The sequence below is a fragment of the Sphingobium sp. MI1205 genome (assembly GCF_001563285.1).
Taxonomy (GTDB): Bacteria; Pseudomonadota; Alphaproteobacteria; order Sphingomonadales; family Sphingomonadaceae; genus Sphingobium.
Window position 1 is genome coordinate 30,810 of sequence record NZ_CP005189.1, and the last position, 21,606, is coordinate 52,415.

The window sequence follows — 21,606 nt, forward strand, 5'->3', positions numbered from 1 at the left end:
CGATGGGGATCGCCGCTTTCCTGCCGCTTTTTGCGCTGGCGCAGCCTGGAGAGCCTGTGCCGCCGCCTCCGCCCGACAATTGGGAGGAGATATTGAACGCGCCGGAAGTTGGCGCGGACGAGCAGTTGATCGATGGCCGCCGCCGTCCCGGTTATGAAGCGCCGCTGCCGGATGCGGTGACACAGGACAATCCGGGCGCGGTGCGTGCGCCGCCGCCAGAGGCCTTTCCGGTCGATCAGGTGCCGATCCCCGACCGCTGGCGGCTGATTGAATCGCTGGGCGTGGTGAAGGAACGCTGGTTCGACCCCTATAACCAGAACACGCTGAAGGGCGACCGGCCGATCAACCGCGACAAGGTGAAGTGGTTGCCGATCAAGGGCGACGACTGGTTCTTCGTCGCCAATGCGGTGAGCGACACGGTGATCGAGCCGCGCACCTTTCCCATCCCCGTGGGCGTGCAGACGACCGAGCGGCCCGGCAGCATCGATGTGTTCGGCAAGGATGCCAGCTATGTGCTGAGCCAGACCTTCATCGGCGGTTTTGCGCTGATCAAGGGATCGACCGCGTTCAAGCCGCCGGACATCGAATATCGGCTGACGCTGGCCTATAATATCAATCATGTGAATGTGCCCGAACGGCGCGTGCTGTTCGTCGAGCCGTCCCGGCCGTCGCGCCGCACCGACCATTTTCTGGGCGTGCAGGAATTGTTCGTCGACTATCATCTGGCGAACACATCGGATCGCTATGACTTCCGGTCGATCCGCGTGGGGGTACAGCCATTTCAGTCGGATTTTCGCGGCTTCCTGTTCAACGACCAGCAGCTGGGCATCCGCCTGTTCGGCAATCGCGACAATAACCGGTTCCAGTTCAACCTCGCGGCTTTCTGGCGGCTGGAGAAGGACACGAACAGCGGCCTTAATTCGGTGGTGCAGACGCCGCGTCGGGACTGGGTGTTTCTGGCGAACCTGTATCGGCAGGATTTCCTGATTCCGGGCCTGACCAGCCAGATTACCGCCGTCTATAATATGAACCGCGAGGCCGGGCGGATCGAGGTTGACGATAACGGCTTTCCGGTGCGGCCCGCACTGCTGGGCGACCTGCGCGGGCGGGATTATGATGTCGTGTATCTGGGCTACAATGCCGATGGGCGGGTCGGGCGGCTCAACCTGACGGCGTCGGCCTATGGCGCGCTGGGGGAGGACAGGAACAGCTTCTTCACATCCGAGCCTGCGCAGATCAGGGCTTTCTTCGCGGCGGCGGAAGCGAGCATCGACAAGGATTGGGTGCGGTTCCGGCTGTCGGGGCTGTATGCAAGCGGCGATGGCGATCCTTATGACGATCGCGAGACCGGGTTCGATGCGATCTTTGAAAATCCGGTCTTTGCCGGTGCGGACACAAGCTACTGGATCAGGCAGACCATCCCTTTTGCGGGCGGTGGGCGCGCGATCGGCATCAATGGCCGCAACGGCATATTGAATTCGCTGCGCTCGTCGAAGGAGCAGGGGCAGTCGAACTTCAACAATCCGGGCACCATGCTGCTGGGCGCGGGCGCGGATTTCGATGTGCTGCCCGAATTGCGGCTTTCGGCCAACGCCAACCATCTGTGGTTTGAAAATACCGCCACCTTGCAGGCGCTGCGCAACGAAGGGAGCATTCCCAAGTCGATCGGATGGGATCTGTCCACCGCCGCGATCTGGCGGCCGCATGCTACGCAGAATATCGTGTTCCGCCTGTCGGGCGCGACGCTGCTGCCGGGCGCGGGCTTTCGCGACCTTTTCACCAATAGCGAGCGCAACCGGAACTATTATTCCGTGCTCGGCAATTTGATTTTGAGTTATTGATGCGCCCGCTTTTCGCCTTTCTGTTGCTGATCCTTGCCGCTTTGACCGTGCCGGTGGTCATCCTGCACGCGTCGGACGCGGAAAAGCCGGTCGAGCGCGTCTATGCGGTGACGCCCCCCGCGCCGATGAGCCAGACGGCGGAACAGGTCGCGGCGAAATCGGACGGTTGCTACAGCTGCCATACCAAGACGGACGAGCCGTCCATGCATGCGACCCCGGCGGTCATGCTGGGCTGCGTCGATTGCCATGGCGGCGATGCGGCGGTGCGCGGCGATCCTTCCCATGGTTTCGACGATCCGGCCTATGTCGCGGCGCGGGACAAGGCGCATGTGCTGCCTCGCTATCCCGAAAGCTGGCATTATCCTTCGTCCGCCAACCCCAAGCGGACCTACACGCTGCTGAACCGGGAAGCGCCGGAGTTCGTGCGCTTCGTCAACCCCAGCGACTATCGCGTGGCGCGCGAGGCGTGCGGATCATGCCATATGCAGACGATCGAGGCGGCGGAACGGTCGCTGATGGCGTCGGGCGCGATGCTGTGGGGCGGGGCGGCCTATAATAATGGCGTCGTGCCGTACAAGAATTACATATTCGGCGAGGCCTATACCCGCGATGGCAAGCCCGCGAAGATCGTGTCGCCCGGATCGCCCCCCGGTACGCTGACTGCGGAGCAGAAGGCGCGCGGGGCGCTGGCGGAACTCTATCCGCTGCCCAACTGGCAGGTGACGCCGCCGGGCGACGTGTTCCGCGTGTTCGAGCGCGGCGGGCGCAATATCGCGACGCAGTTCCCGGAAATCGGCCTGCCCAACCCGACCGGGTCGATCCAGCGGCTGGAGGAGCCGGGGCGCCCTGACCTCAAGCAATCCAGTCGCGGGCCGGGCACGGGCCTGCGCGTGGCGATCCCGGTGCTGAACCTGCACAAGACGCGGCTCAACGACCCCTATATGTGGTTCATGGGGACCAATGATCAGCCGGGCGATTATCGCCATTCGGGCTGTTCGGGGTGCCATGTCGTCTATGCCAACGACCGCGAGCCGCGCCACAGCCTGACCTATGCGCCCTATGGCCGCGACGGGCAGAGCGCGACGGTGGACCCGACCATCGCGTCCAAGGTGCAGCATGAGGATAGCGACCACGGCGCGTTGAAGGGCGCGCATGGGAAGGAGGTCAAGCCGGATCATCCGATCGGCGCGGTCAAGGAAAGCGGGCACCCGATCCGCCATGCGTTCACCCGCGCCATCCCGACCGCGCAGTGCATGAATTGCCACATGCATCAGCCGAACATCTTCCTGAACAGCTATCTTGGCTACACCATGTGGGACTATGAGTCCGACGCAGGCCTGATGTGGCCGGAAAAGCAGAAATATCCGACCGCCGCGCAAACGCACCAGACGCTGGAGCGCAATCCCGAAGGGGCAGCGCCGAAGGGCAACTGGTCGGACCTGGACTTCCTGCGCAACGTCTATGACCTGAACGACAAGGCGAAGGATACGCAGTTCGCCGACTATCACGGCCATGGCTGGAACTTTCGTGGCGTGTTCAAGCGCGACCGGGAAGGCAATCTGCTCGACGCCGATGGCAAGATCGTCGCGAATGACGACCCGGAGAAATGGCGGAAGAAGGGCGAGGACAAGTTCGTGCCCGTGGGCGTCAACCCCGGCAAGAGCGTCCATATGATGGACATTCATGCCGAAAAGGGCCTGCAATGCGCCGATTGTCACTTCGCGCAGGACAGTCATGGTAATGGCTTCATCTATGGCGAGGTGGCGAACGCCATCGAGATCGGGTGCAAGGATTGCCACGGGACGGCGGACGCCTATCCGACGCTGCTGACGTCCGGCCCCGCCGCGCCGCCCAAGGGCAACAATCTGGCGCTGCTGCGCAACCCGGATGGCAAGCGGCGGTTCGAATGGTTTTATGACGCGAGCGGGCGGCGCAAGCTGATCCAGCGGTCCATCGTTGATCCGAAGCTGGAATGGGAAGTGTCGCTGGTCAAGGATGCGGTGGACGCGACCAGCCCGCATTTCAATGCGAAGGCGGCGCGCGCCAAGCTGATGAGCCGGTCGGGCGCGGAGGATGGCAGTTTCTCCTTTGGCCCCGGCGTCGCGAAGGAAGACCGGGCGCATAATGACGAGAATATGGCCTGCTTCACCTGTCACCTGAGCTGGACGACGAGTTGCGGCGGTTGCCACCTGCCGATCGAGGCGAACTGGAAAACGTCGCTGCACCATTATGAGGGCGAGGAGACGCGCAACTTCGCCACCTATAACCCGCAGGTCGCGCGGGACGAGATGTTCCAGCTGGGCAAGCACCAGACGACCAAGGGCAATATCTATGCCCCGGTGCGATCGACGTCGGCGCTGGTGCTGTCGTCCACCAACATCAACCGCGAGCGCATCTATATCCAGCAGCCGCCGGTGTCGGGCATCGGCTTTTCAAGCCAGGCGTTCGCGCCGCATTTCCCGCATACGGTGCGCAAGACAGAGACGAAAACCTGTTCCGATTGCCACCTGTCGGAGAAGGACGACAATAATGCGATCATGTCGCAATTGCTGTTGCTGGGCACGAACTTCGTCAACTTCGTCGGGCTGAACGCCTGGACGGGACTTGAAGGCGGGTTCGAAGCGATCCGCGTCACCGAATGGGATGAACCGCAGGCGGTGATCGGCAGCTATCTGCAGAAATATGCCTATCCCGATTATTGGAAGCTGCATGTCGATCAGAACAAGCGCGAATTGAAGAATTGGGTTCGCGGCAAATATTTCGACAAGAAAGGCTCTGGCGAGAGCCGGGCGATCGAGGAATTCCGCAATGTCGTGAAGGGCACGGCTGGCCGTGTCGGATGCCTGCAACTGCGCGGCGAATATATGTATGTGGCCGAAGGAAAGGGCGGCTTCCGCGTCTATGACGTCGCGTCCATCGGCAACAAGGGCTTTTCCGAACCGATATTGAGCGGGCCGTTTTCAAAGCTCGGACATAATAGCGGCGTGGCGACGAAGAATGCGACCTGCATGGCGCTGCCGACGAACCAGCCCATCAACCCGCTGCGCAGCACGCCCGAATTGCGGGAGATCAACCAGGAGCAGCCATTTCTGCCGATCTACAGCTATGCGGCGGTGACGGACAGCGTCGAAGGGCTGATCATGGTCAATATCGAGACCATGGCCGATGGCGAGTTCCGCAACAATTTCCTGAAACGCGCCGTCACCTGGAATCCCGATGGCGTGCTGAAGGGCGCGCGGCATATCCATCTGGCGGGGCAGATCGCCTATATCACCGCCGACGTCGGGCTGGTGGTGGTGGATCTTGCCGATCCGCTGCATCCGAAGCTGGCGGCGGTACGGCCGATGCGGGACGCGCGGGCGAGCGCGATCCAGTTCCGCTATCTGTGGGTTACGGATGCGGAAGGGCTGAAGCTGTTCGACGTCACCCGGCTGACTGATCCTGTCGCGGTGCCATCCGCCACGGTGCCGCTCGCCGATGCGCGACGCATCTATCTGGCCCGCACCTATGCCTATGTCGCGGCGAAGGCGGAGGGGCTGGTCATCGTCAACATCACCAATCCGCTGCGGCCAAGCGTCTATGCCAAGGAGACGTTCGACGGGCAGATGACCGATGCCGAGGATGTGATCGTCGGCACGACCAACGCGTCGCTCTTCGCCTATGTCGCGGACGGGCGGAACGGCATGAAGGTGGTCCAGCTGACCAGTCCCGCCAGCCAGCCCAATTTCTACGGCTTCTCGCCCGCGCCAAAGCCCGAACTGATCGCCTGGGCGCGCACGCCGACGCCTGCGGTGGCAATGTCCAAGGGCCTCGACCGCGACCGCGCGGTGGATGAGACCGGCGGGCAGATCGCGGTATTCGGACGGATCGGATCGCGGCCGTTTACCCGGAGCGAGATGGAGCGATTGTTCCTGAACGCGAAGGGCGTGCCGTACAAGGTGAGCGACGAGGTTGATATGAAGGCGTGGCGGCCGCCTTTGTTGCGGTGAGGGGGGGATAGCCGTGCCCCGCGTGTGACCTGACCATTTCGGCCATGGTTGCGCTCTACAGAGCATGAGCACATGGTCGCTTGCCTTAGTCGGGCATGATGCTATCTTACCTGCGTCTTACCAATGGAGCAGGCCATGGGCGTTCATGACCGGATTACGACCACCGTATCGACCAAGGGGCAGGTTATCTTGCCCAAGTCGATCCGGGACCAGCTTCATTGGGAAGCCGGTACGAAGCTGATCGTCGAGGAAACCGCCGAGGGCGTTCTGCTAAAGCCCATGCCGATCTTCGCGCCGACCGATGTTGACGCGGTTTTCGGTTCGCTCCGGCCGAGCGGGCCTGCTCTGTCGGTCGATGAGATGAATGCTGTCATCGATCGGGAAGCGACGCGGCGTGCGCGGGATTGACACCAACATTGTCGTCAGATTGCTGACCGCCGACGATCCGAAACAGGCTCAGGCGGCGCGGCGGGTCGTGGAAGGCGGTGACATTTTTATTCCGATCACGGTCATGCTGGAAACCGAATGGGTGCTTCGCGCGGGCTATGGGTTTCAGGCCTCGCACATCGCTGCCGCAATCCGTGGCGTTGCAGGCTTGCCCGGCGTCTCGGTCGAGCAACCGGCCCGGCTGGCGTCTGCGCTGGAGTGGATGGAGGACGGCATGGATTTTGCCGATGCCCTTCATCTGGCGGGTGCGGGGCATTGCAGCGTGTTTCTGACATTCGACCGTAAGTTTGCCAAACGCGCGTCGAAACCCGGCGTGATTCCGGTCGCTCTTCCCTGACCGACTATTCCGGCCGTTCGGCCATCAACATCTGCACCAGCGGCTGCATGCCCGCATCGAACTTCGCCAGCGTTGCGGGTTCGCCCGCCGTTTCGAAATGGGTGACGAGGCCAGCGTCCGTCCAGCGGTGGAGGGCATAGGCGGGGGCGTCGGCGATTATCATGGGGCGGTTGTCAGGGGCTTCCGGGTCCATCGGGCGCAGGTCGAGGGCGAGTTGCGGCGCGGTGGAGGAGCAGATGGCGACGGTCGTGCCCTTCCACGGCGCGGTGATCGTGCGGTGGAGGTGGCCGCAGACGAGCGCGGTGATGTTGGGGCGGTTTGCTATGGTGGCGCTGAAACGCTGGACCCATGGTTCGTCGGGATGGGTGTTCATCCAGTCGATGCCGACTTCGACCGGGGGGTGGTGCATGACGATGAGGGTGGGGGTGTCGGCATCCTCATCGAGCCGGGCGGTCAGCCACGCTGCGCGGGCTTCGCAGAAGGCGCCGCCGTGGCGGCCGGGTTCCAGCGTGTCGAGTACGATGATGCGGCGGCCCGGCAGCGGGACGACATAGTGAACGAAGCCGCCTTCCTGCGGCACATGCGGGAAGTGCGCGGCGAAATTGGCGCGGTCGTCGTGATTGCCCATGGCGGGCCAGACCGGGAAGGGGCATTGCGCGAAGGCTTCCGCCAGGGCGCGATAGCTGTCGCCGTCGCCATGGTCGGTAATGTCGCCGGTCGCGAGCAACAGGTCGGGGCGGTTGGGACCGTCGATCAGGGCGCGCAGCACCTGGTCGAGCCGCTGGCGGTTCAGCTCCCCGGGGTTGCCGGGGTCGAAACCCAGATGAATGTCCGTGACCTGTGCGATCAGCATCCCGTTGCGCTCCCCTTCTTCACCCGTCGCGGCCGATGCGTCGTGGCCGGTCCGCCTGGTCTTTTCTGACTGCGCGATCGGCGGGCGTCCATGGCGCGCCGTCGCCGATATGATAGCTGTGACACATGGTGCAGCCGGAGGGCACGTCGGCCTTTGACTGCTGGCCGCCATGGCAGGTGCGGCAACTGTCGATGCCGGGCAACAACAGCTGGCGCGCGTCGTGCGACTTTGGCGCGGCGTGGCAGCTTTCGCAGGTTTCGGTGGCGTGGGCCTTATGATCGAACCAGCCGTTCATCATGTAGCGCATCGATTGTTTCACCGGCGTCACCTGCCAGCGCGTGCCATCGTTCGTGACCGTGTGGCAATCATAGCAGGCGCCGCCCTTGGAAAAGACGGCGCGGATGGCGTCGTCGGCGCGGGAGGGGCGGGCGGCGGCGGCGCCGAAATAGGCGTGGTACATGCGGCCCTGCGCATAGTCGCCGGGGCGGCGGCGGGCCATGCCGCCAAGCGCGATCGGCTGGGCCGGGCCGGTCGAGCGGTAATAGGCGCGCAGGTCCGCGATCACCTGTTCGGGCTGGCCGTGGCGCAGCGTGCGGACGGTGCCGCCGATCGTTTCGAAGGCGAGGCTGTGGCAGGACTGGCAGTCGCGCTCCATATCGACGGGCAGGAAGCGCACGCCGTCGGCGGTAGGGCGGTGGCAATCCTTGCAGGCGAGCGCGTCGCCATAGCCGTTCTGCGCCTTCAACGTGCGCGCCATGCGGGCGACGCCGCCGGTCTTTGACAGGTGGACGTCGTGCGGGAATTTGAGGCCGCTGTCGTCCTTCGGCCTGGCGTCGAGGGAGGCGCGGGTGAAGCTGGGCTGCTTGCCGGGGTTATACTGGACGAGCGCGGAAAATTGCGGGTGCGCAGTGCCGAAGTCGCTGGCGTCGGCGAGCTTCGTGTCCTTCAGCCGATCCTTGAGCGTGCCGTGGCAATCGGTGCAGAAGGCCTGTGGCGTGGGCTGCATAGGCCCTGCGCCTTCATGTTCGCTATGGCAATCGACGCACGCGCCCTGCGGCGGCTTGCCAAAGGTCGTGGCGACGAGGTTCAGGAACTGGCCGCCCATGCCCGGTTCCGCGCGCGCCATGGCGATGCGGGCAGCGGGGGCGTGGTCGTGGACCGATGTGTGGCAGGTCTGGCAGGCGGTGTCGCGGACGGAGACGAACGCCTTTTCATGGCATGTCTCGCACTTGCCCTCCAGCGCGTGATGCGCCTGGCTGAGCGGACCGGAGGACCATGCCCCATCCCCCTTCACGCTGTAGATGTTGCGCGTGTCGGTGGCGGGGCGGCTGGCGTAGCTGTAGATCGGGATGGCGAGGAAGCCGATGAGGATCGCGAGCGCGAGGCCCCAGGCGGTCAGGCGCTTGCCGGGAAGATAGCCGCGCAGGGAAAAGACCTTTGCCTCCTCCTTTTCCTCGGACGCGTCCGACACGGCATCGACGCGGCGGATGGTGAGGATGGCAGCGCCATCATCGTCGCGCGACACGGTGAGGCGGTGGCCGCCCAAGCGCAGTTCCGCGCCCTTGGCGATGTCGATTTCCGCGTCGCGCGTGGTGCGGCCTTCAAGGTCGAAGCCGAGCGTGCCCGTGGCGCGGACGCGGATGGTGCGGTCGTCGATCCGCTCGATGCGGGCGTGGTCCGGCTCCAGCGCGAGGTCGGGCAGATGGATGTCATTTTCCGACGCGCGGCCCAGCGAGAGCTGCGGCTTGGCCAGCGTGGCGGAGCGGACGATCTCGCGGCCATCTGCGGTCAGGCTGATCTGGCGGACTTGGAAGCTCATGGTCGCGCTCACCAGTAGAAAAAGACGCTGACGATATGCGCGGTCAGCGCGGCCAGCAGGGCGAAGGTGGCGGGCACATGGATGTAGAGCCAGATTTCCAGCAGCGCCTTGAGCTTCAGGTGACGGCGAAGCCGGGCGAGCATGGCCTGCTTGCGCTCAAGCAGGGCATCGACCTTTTCCAGCGGCTGGTTTCCGGTGTCGGGATGGTCGGCGGTCCAGTGCCGCAGGCCGGCCTGCGCGCGGGCGGTGGCGCAGCGCGGGTAGCGGCCCGATAGCCTGGCGAGCAGGCCGCCGCCGAAGGGATCATCCTCCAGCGACTGGCGCACCAGCGCGGCCTGATCGTGGGGCAGGGGCTGGGCGGTGTCATGCAACTGGCGGTCAATGGCGCGGATGGCTTCGAGCATTTGCACCTGCGTCATTTCCGCGCGGTTGTTGCTGAGCGCGGTGGGGAGCGTCGCATAGACGATGATGCCGAACAGGCCCGAAAGAATGACCAGCATCATCAGCGCATAGGCGAGCGTGTGGACGTTCCAGCCCAACTGGAAGCCGGTATGCAGCGTGCCGATGACGATCAGGCTGAGGCCCAGATAGACATGGGCGCTGGTCCAGGCTTTCAGCGACCAGCGGCCGCGCGTCATGGCCCGTTTTCGCAGGCCCAGCAGGGTAAGCCAGAGGATGAGCGCGACGCCGATCGTGCCCATGACATAGCCATACCAGCTGCCGCCATTGTGGCGCGGCGTGACGTCGATCAACAGATAGCTGGCGATGGAGATAAGGCAGATGATCGTCGCGATCTTGAGCCAGCGGAAATTTGCGTGGCGCAGGAAGCCGTCATGCAGCACCTCGCCCTTGGCGCGGCGGGGCTGGGCAGCAGCGCGGCCAGATGCTCGGGTCGCCATCAATTCGCCTCCCGATCGAGGCGGGCGACAGTCAGGAAATCTTCGGGCGACACGCGGATCGCCGCGCCGGTGGGGCAGGCGCGCACGCAGGCGGGGCCGCCGTCAATGCCGGAACACATGTCGCACTTGATCGCCTTTTTCGGCTTTTCAACGCCGGGCTTGGCGTTTTTGTAGCTCCATTTCTTCGATGGCTCGCCGGGGCCGGGGCCTGCGCCAAAGAACATCCAGTTCAGGAGGCTCGGCTTTTTCGGCGGCACGCTGTCCATGCGGATCACGCCATAGGGGCAGTTGCGCTGGCAATTGCCGCAGCCGATGCAGGTTTCGTCGATGAAGACTTCGCCATCCGGGCCGCGATGGATGGCGTTGGGCGGGCAGTCGGCCATGCAGTGCGGATGTTCGCAATGGCGGCAGCTGGTCGGCACATGGAGGTGCGCGTAGGTGCGCCCGGCTTCCCGGTCGAGGCGGGACAGTCCTTCATGACTGTCGGCGCACGCCTTTTCGCAATTGTCGCAGCCCACACACAGATGCTCGTCGATCAGGAGAACGTCGGTCGCTTCGCCGATGCCGTTGTCGACCAGGAACTTGGCCGTTTCGCTATACATATCGACGACGGTGGAGAAGCTGTCCTTGCGGCTTTCGATGAAGGCGTTGACGTCCTGCCGCGCGGCCATGTCGCGGCGGGCGCGTTCGAGCAAGGCGGGTTTGGCGGCCATCAGGCGCGCGAAGGCGCCGCCGTTCAGCTTGATGACTTCGGACTTGACCGTCGCCTTGACCGTGGCGGTGCGCGGGCCGCCTGCGATCAGCGCCATTTCGCCGACATAGGAACCGGCGGGGAGGTAGGAAAGAAAGACGTTTTTGCCGCCGATCTTCTTTTCCACGATCATGGAGCCGACGCGGATGACATAGATGTCGGTGCCAAGGTCGCCTTCGTTCAGGATCGCTTCGCCAGCCTTCACCGTCTTGATTTCGGCGCTGTCGAGCACTTCGGCGAGGTCGGCCGGGGTCAGCCCTGAACCGAACATCTGGAGCAGTTGCCGCTCGGTCGAGATGCGGGTGATGGCGCGCTTGGCCGGCGGGTTGGACGACATGAGCTTCAATGCCGCGGTGCGCGACACTTCCACCATGATCGAGTCCGTGCCCGCGCGCACGGTCGAGCCACGGCGGCGGCCGGAGATGAGGCCGACTTCGCCGAAGATGGACCCGGCGTCGATGGACACGTTGGTTTCCGGGGCGACCTCCACCAGCGCCTGCCCCTGCGCGATGCCGAACAGGGAGGAGCCGGAGTCATGCTTTTCGAAGATGACGTCCCCGGCGCGATAGGCGCGCACTTCGCTGTCCAGCATGAATTCGCGCATCTGGAGCGGGGAGAGGCCCTCCAATATGGAGACGTTGGTGCGCAGGAATTCCAGCCACTCGGCGACGTCGCGCTTTTCCGGCAGGGCGGCGAATTTGGCGGCCAGGATGGGTTCGTCGGCGGGCTTCAGGTCGCGATTGCCGTTGATATATTCAACGACGTCATAGCCCTGGTTCATGCAATGCTTGATGAGCGGATAGCCCGCCAGCGCGCCGATGACGAAGATGCCGGGCGCGGTGCTTTCGAACACGGGCGAGAGCTTCGGGAAGGCGAGGCGGTCGTTGCTGGTAAATTCGATGCCGCAGCCTTCGACGAAGCCGCGCGGCGGGGCGGACCCCATGCGCGCGATGATGCGGTCGCATTTCATCTTTACCTCGCCATCGCGGCTGTCGAGCGTGATGAAGCCCGGCTCGATCTTTGCCGTGGTGCTTTCGGTCATGATGTTGAGGCGACCGGCTTCGGCGGCGGCCATCAGCCCCTTGACGTTGGCGGGCTTGGCGCTGGCGAACTCGGTGGAGCGGTTGAGGATGGTGACGACATTGCCCTGCGCCTCGTCCGCCGCAAGACCCATGGCGTTTTCGATGCCCGCGTCACCGGTGCCGACGACGAAGATATGTTCGTCATTATATTCGGCCGGGTCGTCCAGCTGATACTGGACATGGGGCAAGTCCCCGCCGGGCACGCGCATCAGGTTGGGATTGCCCTGCGTGCCGATCGCCATAATGACGGCGTCGGCGATAATCTCGCGCCCATCGGTCAGGGTGAGGCGGTAGGGCGGGGCGAGACGCTGGATTTCCTTGGTGTCGGTGGTCCCGTCGCGCTTGCGCTCGACGATCTTCTGGATGCTGCCGGGAATGGGATCGCCGGTGCCGGTGATCGCCTTCACCTCTGCATTATAGGCGACGGCGATGCCTTGCGCGGCGGCCTGCTCGTTCCAGCGACCCAGGATCGCTTCGCGCTTGCCAGCGTCGAAATCGAAATCGGAACGGAGCACGAGCTGGCTGGGCGTCGCCATCACATGCTTGCCCTTTTGATATTTGAAGATCGTGTCGGACAGATGGTCCGTCTTTTCGATCAGCAAATGGGGAATGCCAAGCTGCGCCGCGCGCGCGGCCGCGCTCATCCCCGCCGGTCCCGACCCGACGATCGCGATACGCACGCGGTCAGTCACTTAACTATCCCCCTCTTGCGAGATCACCCGCAGCCCCGGCCATGCCCCTGCCGTGTAATGGCCTGCGGATCAAGCCTTTGGGCACTCTATCAATTTCATGAGGCGGCGCTAGAGAGCAGATGGTTATTGATTGGGGGAATGATGTGGCGGCGAAGCTGAGCGTGGGACGGGTTGCGCTGGTGGGGGCGGCTGCGCTGGCGCTGGTGTCGGTGGGCTATAATGTCTGGCGCGACCGGCCGGAAAAGACGGCGGCATCCGCGCCCTTCGCCCCTGCCGCGCAGCAGCCGTCCGACCCGGAAGCGGTGATCCGTGGATTGCAGGACCGGGTGGGGTCCAATCCCGATGACGCCGAGGGCTGGCAGATGCTGGGCTGGGCCTATTTCGAAAACGGACGGCATGCCGATGCGGTGCGGGCCTATCGCCGCGCGGTGAAGCTGGCCCCGGACAATGCGACCTTCTGGTCATCGCTGGGCGAAGCGGTGGTGATGGCGAGCGAGCGTGATCCGATGCCCAGGGAAGCGGCGGAGGCGTTCGACAAGGCTGTGAAGATCGACCCCAAGGAACCGCGCGCCCGCTATTTCCAGGCGGTGCGGAAAGATCTGGCGCAGGATCATGAAGGCGCGATCCGCGACTGGCTGGCGCTGCTGGCCGACACGCCTTCCGGCGCGCCGTGGGAAGCGGACCTGCGGCGCACGATCGAGCAGGTGGGGAAGATCAACGGCATTGATGTGAAGGGCCGGCTGGCCGCGATAAAGCCCGCCGCGCCGCATCCCGATATGGGGTCGCCGCTAGGGGGATCGGTGGCGACGGCGGCCATTCCGGGGCCGAGCCGGGAACAGATGCAGGCGGCGGCGCAGCTTCCCAAGGGGCAGCAGGACGCGATGATCGAGGGCATGGTGTCGGGATTGGAGGCGAAGCTGAAGGCCGATCCGGCCAATGTCGATGGCTGGATCATGCTGATGCGCAGCCGCATGACGCTGGGCGAAACGGCGAAGGCGCAGGCGGCGCTGGAGGCGGCACGCAAGGCCAATCCGGGGCAGAGCGCAAGGTTGCGGGATGAGGCGCGGGTGCTGGGGGTGCCGGGGGTGTGAAGGTTAGCGTTGCGCGCGTCCTTCGACAGGCTCAGGACGAAAGGATGTTGCATGAGGCCCGCGCGGAAAGGTGGAGGCTGTTTAGCAAGGCCGAACCCGAACCCGGTGCGAAAGCGCGCTTACACTATCCCCGTTCGTCCTGAGCCTGTCGAAGGACGCACACTGCCCTCTCGGCAGCTCACCGGTCCTGCCGATTGCGCGCCAGAAGCCTGATCTTTTCCCAATCGCCTTCGATCAACGCGATTTTCTTTGCCCGGCTCCAACCCTCGATCCGGCGTTCGGCGGCGAGCGCCTCGTCCCTGCTGTCAAAGCTGTCCGTCCACACCAGCGTCACGGGTCTGCGGGATGCGGTATAGCCGCCAAGAGCGCCGCTGGAATGTTGGGCGAGGCGATGCTCCAGTTCCTCGGTGTGGCCAGCATAGAAAGAGCCGTCGCTACAGCGGAGCAGATAGGCGTGAAAGGGCATGCGCCTTGCTATCGTCATCGCGCATCCTTCGACAAGCTCAGGACGAACGGGGGTGGCGGCTCGCCTGAGGATGGAGGCGGAGCAGCTGCACGGAACACCCGCAACCCTCGCCCGTTGCATTGCTGATGACCGCAGACCCCGCAATTTTCGACCCGCCGCCGGACTCCGTGGCTTTCTATACCGAAAGCCTTCAGCATCTGGTGGAATCGGGCATTCCGTTCATGCTGTCGGGCACCTATGCGCTGGGTTGCCATACCGGGATCGTGCGGCCGACCAAGGATCTGGACGTCTTCTGCAAGGCGGGCGATGCGCCGCGTATCCTTTCCTACTTCAAGCATCTGGGGCATGAGGTCGAGTTCGAGGATGAACGCTGGATCGGCAAGGTCTGGCGCGGGAACAACTTCTTCGATGTGATTTACAACATCTCATCGGCCAGCGTGCCGGTGACCGAAGAATGGTTTCGCGACGCTGTCTATGCCGAAGTCTATGGCATTGATGTCCGCATCACGCCGCCCACAGAGTTCATCCTGTCCAAGATCTTCATCCAGGATCGCTATCGGTATGACGGCGCGGATGTCGTCCACATGATCCTGAAACAGCATGAGCGGATCAATTGGCAATGGCTGCTCGATTCCATGGAATTGCATTGGGAATTGCTGCTGATCCATTTGCTCAACTTCCGTTTCATCTATCCGACCGAGCGGCATTGCGTGCCCTTGTGGCTGTTTGAGGAGTTGCTGGGGCGGTTGCAGACGCGCGCCGAGCTGCCGGTGCCCAATATCCGGGTGTGCCGGGGGCGGTTGCTGTCCCCGCGCGACTATCTGGTCGACATTACCGAATGGGGCTTCGCCGATGTCGTCGGCAAGGGCCTTGAGGAGAGCCATGATCGCAACAAATGAACCCACCCGGCATGACGGGCTGACGCTCGCCGCGATCGGCGACCTGCATGTCAGCGATACGTCCGAGCATCGCTATCGCGCGATGTTCGAGGAGATTTCGGAAAAGGCCGACATATTGGCGCTGTGCGGCGACCTGACCAATTTTGGCAAGACGCGCGAGGCGGAGATATTGGCCGAGGACTTACGCGCCTGTACCATTCCCACGGTCGCGGTGCTGGGCAACCATGATTATGAATGCGGCCAGCCAGAGGAAGTCGTGCGCATCCTGCATGGCGCGGGTGTCACGGTGCTGGACGATCAGGCGGTTGAAATCAAAGGCGTCGGCTTTGCCGGGGTGAAGGGCTTTGTCGGCGGGTTCGGTCGGGGCGAACTGGGTGCGTTCGGCGAGAAGGGGATCAAGAGCTTCGTCGAAGAGGCGATCAACGAGGCGCGCAAGCTGGAAAATGCGCTGCGGTCGTTGCGGACGGACCGCTGCGTCGCGGTGCTGCATTATGCGCCCGTCGTCGATACGGTTGCAGGGGAGCCGCCGGAAATTTATCCTTTCCTGGGTTCTTCGCGGCTGGCCGAGGCGATTGACCGGTTCGACAATGTGCGCTTTGCCGTTCACGGCCATGCCCATCGTGGCGCTTTTGAAGGGCGTACGCCGCGCGGCGTGCCCGTCTACAACTGCGCGCAGTTCGTCGTGTCGGAAAAATTCGACCGGCCGTACGCCTTGATCGCGCTTTAGGGCGCGTGGGGATTCAACCCATGGCGGGCTGCAAATAGCGGTTTTCTGCGCTTCCGGTGCTCACGTACTGAAGTACGCTGCGCGCCGGTTCTCAAAATCCACTATTTTCGCCTCACCCTGAGCTGAATCCCCACACACCCTAGGCAGATCCCGCCGATCTGGTGACGATTGTCGCTTGGCGGGGCCGGGGAATCGGGCGGAAGCCTCCGTTCTGGTCCTTGTTCGCGGGTAAATGGCAAGGCGATTGTTCTACGCCTGATGCTTCTTGGGCGCCGTATCCTGCGGCGCGGGGCGGCATGTGGGCAGATGATTTTCGACAAGGCTTTGGCGGGGCTGAAGGCGGTCGTGGCGGCGGCGGGGCTGCTGCTGGCCAGCGCGCCCGCGTCGGCGCAAATGGCGGGACCGGGGGAGGGGGCTTCCGCGCCCGTGATCGATCGCGAGCGTTCCGATCGCGTGACGCCCCGCATCGCGCCCGCTTCCCCTGCGACGTCGGCATCGCCGCCCCCGACAGTCGAGCCAGTGAGTGAACCGGCCGCAGGCGTCGCGCTGACGCGGGTGCATTATATGGGCGCATCGCTTCCTGCTGCGCGGCTGGACAAGGCGGTTGCGCCGCTGATCGGAAGGCCGCTGACGCGCGAGACGTTGCAGGCGGTCGCCAAGGCGGTGGGCGACGCCTATGCCCGCAGCGACATCGCCTTTTACGCGGTGTCCATCCCCGCGCAGGTGCCGGCGGGCGGGCAGCTGATCGTCCGGGTCGTGGAAGGGCGGGTGACAAATTATCAACTTGCGGGCCTGTCGCCCAGCATGCCCGTGCGCCTGATCGATGCGCAGATGCGGCGGGTGGTGCGCGACACGCCGCTTCGCAAATCGGTGCTGCAACGGGCGCTGGCGCTGTTGCGCGACATTCCGGGGCAGAGCGTCGATGCGCGCGTGCGCCAAAACGGCGCGGAAGGCGAGCTGGTGCTGGACCTGATCGTCAAGCGCAAGCAGGTGCAGATCGGCCTGCTGATCGACAATAGCGGCGTCAGCAATGTGATTGACGGCGTCCAGGCGCAACTGTCGGTGACGGCCAACGGGCTGCTGCGGGAAGGGGACAGCACGAAAGTCGCGGGCTACCTGCCCTTCTATCCCGATCGTTATCAATTTTATTCGCTGGCCCACAGCACGCCGATTGGCGGTAACGGCACGACAGTGTTAGCCAACATCGCCCATGTGGACAGCCGCCAGCGCAATCAGCCGATCGAGGGTGAAGCGACGCTGGCCGGGGTGACGGTCAGCCACGCCGTGATCCGTAACAATCGCACAAACCTGTCCGTGAACGCGTCGCTCGATGGCATTGATAGCAGCAATTATTTTCTCGACGTGCGCTTTGGCGATTACCGATCGCGCGCGGTGCGGCTGGGCGCGTCATGGTCGCAGTCCGATCAGCGGCAGGGCCATGCGCTGTCGGCGGTGGTGAGCCGGGGTGTCGATATATTCGGCGCGCGCGCTTTCACCGGCTTTTCGGAAAAGGCCTTTACCAAGGTCAACATGCAAGCCGTTGCGGTGCGCGCGCTGTCGAAGCGCGTGTCGCTGAAACTGACGGCGAAGGGGCAATATTCGGCGGACAAGCTGCCCGTGACCGAGCGTTTCTCGCTGGGCGGGCGTGGGGCTGGCATGGCGTTCCGGGTTGGCACGCGCACGGCGGAACAGGCGCTGGCGGGCAGTGCGGAGCTTAGCTGGACACCTGTACGTGCGCCGCCTTTTCAGAACAGCGCCCTGTTCGCCTATGTTGATGGCGCGGTGGCGCATGGCGTTGCGCGGCCATTTTACCGGCTGCCTGCGGAGGATCTGTCGCTCGCGTCGGCGGGCGGCGGTGTGCGTGTGGGGATTGGCGCCAAATGGCGTTTGAGCGCGGAGGTCGCCGTGCCCGTCAAGCGCATCGACAGCCGCGATTCCCGCAAGGCGCGCTTCTTTTTCGGGATTGGGCGCGCCTTCTGACCCATTTTTGCGTGTACGCAAAGGAAAGCCAAAGCGATGAACAATGTGTGGGAGGTCTGGCCATCGGCGCTGACCGCCGTGGAATGTGACGCGATCATCAAGCGCGCGGACTTTTACGCTGACCAATCAGCCACAGTCGGCTTCGAAACGAGCAGCCGCAGCGACGAAGCCTATCGCTCGTCCCTTATCCGCTGGTTCGATCCCTTGCGCGAAAGGGACATTGTCGAACGCGTGATGCAATTCGTCCATGCGTCGAACCGGACCAATTTCGGCGTCGATATCGTCGCGCCCTATGAGGTGCAGTTCACCGAATATCACGGGACGCAGCAGGGCAAATATGACTGGCATCAGGATGTCTGGCTGGAATCGGCGCGGCCGTTTGACCGCAAGCTGTCGGTCGTCGTGCAGCTTTCCGAACCGGAGGATTATGAGGGCGGCGCGTTCGAATTTTTCTGCGTGGCGCAGCCGGGCGCGACCTTTGCGCCCAGGGGCAGCCTGCTGATCTTTCCGTCCTTCCTGCAACATCGCGTCTTGCCGGTGACGAAGGGGCTGCGCAGAAGCCTGGTGACATGGGTGGAGGGACCGCGCTGGCGGTAGCGTGGGACGGCCTGTGGGTCTGCGGCTGGCGGGATAAGATGTAACCGTTCTGGATTGTTATTTGATCCGGCCTTGCTTGAGCGTTTTCCAGAAGTGCCGGGTTGATCGGGAGCGGTTTCCGGGGAAAAGTCAGTCAATTCCGTGATATTGTTCCACGCTGCTGGCTTTTGCGTATCCTGACTGACCTTTCCCGCATGCGACTTTGACCCGGAACCGCCTATGCCTATCGATATAACCGGATCGGCTATTTTAGAACGCGCCGTAAGGATTTTGCGTGCTTAGCCTTGTGTCCATTGCGAACTGTTCGCAGTGAAACAGGGAGGTTCCTCAATGTCCTTAGTCGGGCCGCTACGGTCTGGTCGTCATGTGCTGCTGTGCGCCACGGCGATTCCGCTTTTTCTCTTGGGTGCCTGCGCCGACGGCGTGGGTTTCGACATCGGCGCGGGCGGAGGGCAGACGCCATCCGGTCCTTCCGGTCCATCCGGCCCCGGCGGTCCTACCGGTCCCTCAGGTCCGACCGGTCCCGGCAGTCCGAGTGGTCCAGATGGCCCGACCGGCCCTGGCGGCCCGACTGGTCCCACAGGTCCAGGTGGTCCCACGGGTCCAGGCGGCCCGACCGGCCCAGGTGGTCCTACCGGCCCTGGCGGCCCAACCGGACCCGGTGGTCCCACTGGACCGACAGGCCCCGGAGGCCCGACTGGTCCGGGAGGTCCGACTGGTCCCACGACTGGCTCGCTGATCGGCGTGTCCGTTGGCGATCAGGTGATCTCCGGTCCTACCGGTCCCGGATCGCTGGTGGGCGTCAATGTCCTGCCCGGCTCGACGCCTGCGACCGGCAACCTCGCGACGGTCGATCTTCTGACCGGTGACGGGACGGTGGCGCAGGTCGGATTGCCGACCACGGCGGAAGGCGTGCAGCAGGGTCTGGCGCCGGTCGCCGCGATTGCCGGAACGCTGCTCGGCGATCAGGTGGGCGGTACGGTGGAGCAACTGACCGGCGGCCTTGCGCCCACGGTCGCGACCGTCACGTCGGGTCTGGATCAGGTGACAGGCCCGCTGCTCGACACGGTGAACGGGGCACTGGCTCCGGTCACCGCGCCGCTGCTGGGCGATAATGGTGCGCTGGCGCCGGTGACGGGCATCGTCGAAACGGTTGCTGGCGGCCTGACCGGTGCGCTGGGCGGGGACGGCGGAGCGCCCGGATCGCTTCTTGGCGGGCCGCTGATCGGCGCCAATATCGGCGGCGAAGCGGTGAGCGGCCCTTCGACCAGCGACACGCTGGTCGGCGTCAACCTGCTGTCGTCCAGCACCGCCCCGGCGGAGGGGCAATTGCTGACCGCCGATGTGCTGACACAGGGCACGGTCGTCGATGTCGCCATACCGACGACGGCGGCGGGGGTAGAGGCGGGCCTGGCTCCTGTCGGCAATCTGGTTGGCGGCGTGCTGGGCAGCGAGGCCGGCGCGGCGGTCGATCAGGTCGTGGCCGGGGTCGCGCCGGTCGCGGCGACCGTCACCTCCACGGTCGATAGCGTCGTGTCGCCGGTGCTGGACGCCGTGAACAGCGCGGCTCCGGCACTGCCGACAGGGGGTAGCCAGGGCGGCGGCGGGGTGGGTGGCTCCCTGCTCGCTCCCGTCACCGGGCTGCTGGGTGGAGCATTGGCTCCCGCGACGGGCGGGGCCGGCCCCACCGCGCCCGTCACCGGCCTTTTGGGAGGCCTGCTGGGTCGCTGAGCCGCCCCGAAGGGGAGAGGAGGCGGCCGGGCGCGCCGCCTCCTCGAACCCACCGACCTGCCATGAAAGGGATGACTTTGACGAAAATCCACCAGACCGAATATTTGCTGGTCATCCGCCTCAACAATTTTCCGGCGATCGAGGCTGCTTTTGGCGCGGACGCCGCGCGGCGGGCGATCGACCATCTCTGCCGGTGCGCCGAGCGGCAATTGGGCGGCATCGATCTGCGTCGCGTCGATCGCGAGGAGATCGAACTGGTGGCGGGCTATCCGCTGATGCAGTGCATGCCCGTCGCGTCGCTGGTCGATACGCTTTGCGCCGCGCTGGCTGCCGAGCCGTTCCGTTACAAGGATCAGGACATATTGCTGTCGGTGTCGGCCGGACATGCGTTCGCGGGCGGACCCGTCGGCCGCGCGGAGGAAAATGAGGCGCGGCTGCGTCTGGCTGCATCCTGCCTGCCCGCCGGTCAGCTTACCGGCTGCTCCGCCGAAAGCGCGGCGCTTTATCGCAAGGACATGGAGGAAGCGGCGGTCCTGCTTTCACGGGTGAGGCGCGGCGCGACCTTCTTCACGTGGCGGCCAGTGTCCCGGCCGGACGATGGCTGCGCCATCCTCTATTATGAAGCCGCGCTGCGCCGCGTGGGCGACACAGGCGAGCAGATCGACTGCGCGGACGGATATGCCGCGCTGGAGCGGCTGGGCCTTGCCCATCTGCTTGACCGGCTGATGATAGAGGATGTGGCGCGCGAGCTGGAAAGCGATCCGGCTGCCTGCCTGTCCGTCGCGATTTCAGCGCAAAGCCTGTCGCTCAACCTCCATGGGGAAGGGGCTGGCTGGACCGGCCTGATGGACCGGTTGAAGCGCGACCCGCGCCTGGCGCGGCGGCTGGTGATGGAGATTGGCGACAACAGCGCCATGCCCTGCTTTCGCGACGCGCTGGCTTTTGTGCGCGCGCTGCGGGCGCTGGGGGTGCGCATATCGGTCGCGCGTTTCGGGTCGGGCCATGCGTCCATCGGGCAGTTGATGGCCCTGTCCCCCGAAGTGGTGAAGCTGGACAGTCCGTTCATGCACACCGCCTATGAATCGGAACGCAACCGGCTGCGCATCGGTCATCTGCTAGGCCTGGCCCGCACGATCAGCCCGACCGTGATCGTCGATGGCGTGGAATCGCCATGGCACCTGCATCTGGCTGCCGAGGAGGGAGCCGAGTGGGTCGCGGGGTCGCATCTGGGCCGACCCAGCCTGCGCCGGGGCTGGCTGAATAGCGAATATGGCGACAGCGTCGCCGCGCTCGCGGCCTTCAACAGCGCGCTGCATCAGCGGCCTTCGGCCCGCGCTCATTCATTCCCACGCTAGGCGGCTCAGCCGCTTTTGCGTGCACGCAAAAAAGTAAAAAGGGGTATTTA

General features: G+C 64.5%; 16 protein-coding genes. 11 read left to right on the top strand and 5 right to left on the bottom strand.

The window, feature by feature from the left end; translation table 11 throughout:
* Positions 1-2 precede the first annotated feature (2 nt).
* From K663_RS16645 to K663_RS16660, 4 genes are all read left to right on the top strand, one after another.
* A complete protein-coding gene (locus K663_RS16645; protein ID WP_062121148.1) occupies positions 3-1,841 on the top strand; it encodes a hypothetical protein in 1,839 nt (612 codons plus the stop codon).
* Positions 1,841-5,830, top strand: a complete 3,990-nt coding sequence (locus K663_RS16650) for an LVIVD repeat-containing protein (RefSeq protein ID WP_062121150.1) — start codon at positions 1,841-1,843, stop codon at positions 5,828-5,830. The genes K663_RS16645 and K663_RS16650 overlap by 1 nt, the downstream gene beginning before the upstream one ends.
* Before the next feature lie 135 nt (positions 5,831-5,965).
* Entirely contained in the window at positions 5,966-6,238 is a 273-nt protein-coding gene (locus K663_RS16655) for an AbrB/MazE/SpoVT family DNA-binding domain-containing protein (RefSeq protein ID WP_062121637.1), read from the top strand.
* Positions 6,225-6,614 (top strand): type II toxin-antitoxin system VapC family toxin, encoded by a 390-nt coding sequence (locus K663_RS16660; RefSeq protein ID WP_062121151.1) that lies wholly within the window; start codon positions 6,225-6,227, stop codon positions 6,612-6,614. The genes K663_RS16655 and K663_RS16660 overlap by 14 nt, the downstream gene beginning before the upstream one ends.
* 4 nt (positions 6,615-6,618) lie before the next feature.
* On the opposite strand, the gene K663_RS16665 is transcribed toward K663_RS16660, so the two are convergent.
* From K663_RS16665 to K663_RS16680, 4 genes are read right to left on the bottom strand one after another with little or no spacing between them, the layout of a single operon-like run.
* Positions 6,619-7,467, bottom strand: coding sequence for a phosphodiesterase (locus K663_RS16665; protein WP_062121153.1), 849 nt, complete (start codon positions 7,465-7,467; stop codon positions 6,619-6,621).
* Positions 7,468-7,486: 19 nt separating this feature from the next.
* Positions 7,487-9,286 carry a cytochrome c3 family protein gene (locus K663_RS16670; RefSeq protein ID WP_062121155.1) on the bottom strand — a complete coding sequence of 600 codons (1,800 nt, stop codon included), beginning with the start codon at positions 9,284-9,286 and terminating at the stop codon, positions 7,487-7,489.
* A gap of 8 nt (positions 9,287-9,294) precedes the next feature.
* Entirely contained in the window at positions 9,295-10,185 is an 891-nt protein-coding gene (locus K663_RS16675) for a hypothetical protein (RefSeq protein ID WP_062121157.1), read from the bottom strand.
* The gene (locus K663_RS16680; RefSeq protein WP_256382210.1) at positions 10,185-12,710 is read right to left on the bottom strand and encodes a cyclic nucleotide-binding domain-containing protein; all 2,526 of its coding nucleotides are present in this window, start codon (positions 12,708-12,710) and stop codon (positions 10,185-10,187) included. Before K663_RS16680 ends, K663_RS16675 begins: the two co-directional genes overlap by 1 nt.
* A 119-nt stretch (positions 12,711-12,829) precedes the next feature.
* Here K663_RS16680 and K663_RS16685 point away from each other — a divergent pair, with 119 nt between their 5' ends.
* Positions 12,830-13,801: a tetratricopeptide repeat protein gene (locus K663_RS16685; protein ID WP_443019019.1), complete on the top strand. Its 972-nt coding sequence runs from the start codon at positions 12,830-12,832 to the stop codon at positions 13,799-13,801.
* Between the two features lie 178 nt (positions 13,802-13,979).
* On the opposite strand, the gene K663_RS16690 is transcribed toward K663_RS16685, so the two are convergent.
* Complete coding sequence (locus K663_RS16690) at positions 13,980-14,285, bottom strand: GIY-YIG nuclease family protein (protein WP_235589594.1); 306 nt, start codon at positions 14,283-14,285, stop codon at positions 13,980-13,982.
* 107 nt (positions 14,286-14,392) lie between these two features.
* On the opposite strand from K663_RS16690, the gene K663_RS16695 reads away from it, so the two are divergent.
* From K663_RS16695 to K663_RS16720, 6 genes are all read left to right on the top strand, one after another.
* Entirely contained in the window at positions 14,393-15,166 is a 774-nt protein-coding gene (locus K663_RS16695) for a nucleotidyltransferase (RefSeq protein ID WP_062121163.1), read from the top strand.
* Positions 15,150-15,893, top strand: coding sequence for a metallophosphoesterase family protein (locus tag K663_RS16700; RefSeq protein ID WP_062121165.1), 744 nt, complete (start codon positions 15,150-15,152; stop codon positions 15,891-15,893). The genes K663_RS16695 and K663_RS16700 overlap by 17 nt, the downstream gene beginning before the upstream one ends.
* A 306-nt stretch (positions 15,894-16,199) precedes the next feature.
* Positions 16,200-17,873, top strand: coding sequence for a ShlB/FhaC/HecB family hemolysin secretion/activation protein (locus K663_RS16705; RefSeq protein WP_062121167.1), 1,674 nt, complete (start codon positions 16,200-16,202; stop codon positions 17,871-17,873).
* 36 nt (positions 17,874-17,909) lie between these two features.
* Positions 17,910-18,470: a 2OG-Fe(II) oxygenase gene (locus K663_RS16710; protein WP_062121169.1), complete on the top strand. Its 561-nt coding sequence runs from the start codon at positions 17,910-17,912 to the stop codon at positions 18,468-18,470.
* 330 nt (positions 18,471-18,800) lie between these two features.
* Positions 18,801-20,201: a hypothetical protein gene (locus tag K663_RS16715; RefSeq protein WP_062121171.1), complete on the top strand. Its 1,401-nt coding sequence runs from the start codon at positions 18,801-18,803 to the stop codon at positions 20,199-20,201.
* A gap of 77 nt (positions 20,202-20,278) precedes the next feature.
* Complete coding sequence (locus K663_RS16720) at positions 20,279-21,556, top strand: EAL domain-containing protein (RefSeq protein ID WP_158511206.1); 1,278 nt, start codon at positions 20,279-20,281, stop codon at positions 21,554-21,556.
* Positions 21,557-21,606: the final 50 nt, after the last annotated feature.

Bases quoted from the DNA above. Each gene is read 5' to 3' on its own strand.
- K663_RS16645 (WP_062121148.1), top strand. From the start codon at position 3: ATGGGGATCGCCGCTTTCCTGCCGCTTTTTGCGCTGGCGCAGCCTGGA.
- K663_RS16650 (WP_062121150.1), top strand. From the start codon at position 1,841: ATGCGCCCGCTTTTCGCCTTTCTGTTGCTGATCCTTGCCGCTTTGACC.
- K663_RS16655 (WP_062121637.1), top strand. From the start codon at position 5,966: ATGGGCGTTCATGACCGGATTACGACCACCGTATCGACCAAGGGGCAG.
- K663_RS16665 (WP_062121153.1), bottom strand. From the start codon at position 7,467: ATGCTGATCGCACAGGTCACGGACATTCATCTGGGTTTCGACCCCGGC.
- K663_RS16670 (WP_062121155.1), bottom strand. From the start codon at position 9,286: ATGAGCTTCCAAGTCCGCCAGATCAGCCTGACCGCAGATGGCCGCGAG.
- K663_RS16675 (WP_062121157.1), bottom strand. From the start codon at position 10,185: ATGGCGACCCGAGCATCTGGCCGCGCTGCTGCCCAGCCCCGCCGCGCC.
- K663_RS16685 (WP_443019019.1), top strand. From the start codon at position 12,830: ATGGTTATTGATTGGGGGAATGATGTGGCGGCGAAGCTGAGCGTGGGA.
- K663_RS16690 (WP_235589594.1), bottom strand. From the start codon at position 14,285: ATGACGATAGCAAGGCGCATGCCCTTTCACGCCTATCTGCTCCGCTGT.
- K663_RS16695 (WP_062121163.1), top strand. From the start codon at position 14,393: ATGACCGCAGACCCCGCAATTTTCGACCCGCCGCCGGACTCCGTGGCT.
- K663_RS16700 (WP_062121165.1), top strand. From the start codon at position 15,150: ATGATCGCAACAAATGAACCCACCCGGCATGACGGGCTGACGCTCGCC.
- K663_RS16705 (WP_062121167.1), top strand. From the start codon at position 16,200: ATGATTTTCGACAAGGCTTTGGCGGGGCTGAAGGCGGTCGTGGCGGCG.
- K663_RS16710 (WP_062121169.1), top strand. From the start codon at position 17,910: ATGAACAATGTGTGGGAGGTCTGGCCATCGGCGCTGACCGCCGTGGAA.
- K663_RS16715 (WP_062121171.1), top strand. From the start codon at position 18,801: ATGTCCTTAGTCGGGCCGCTACGGTCTGGTCGTCATGTGCTGCTGTGC.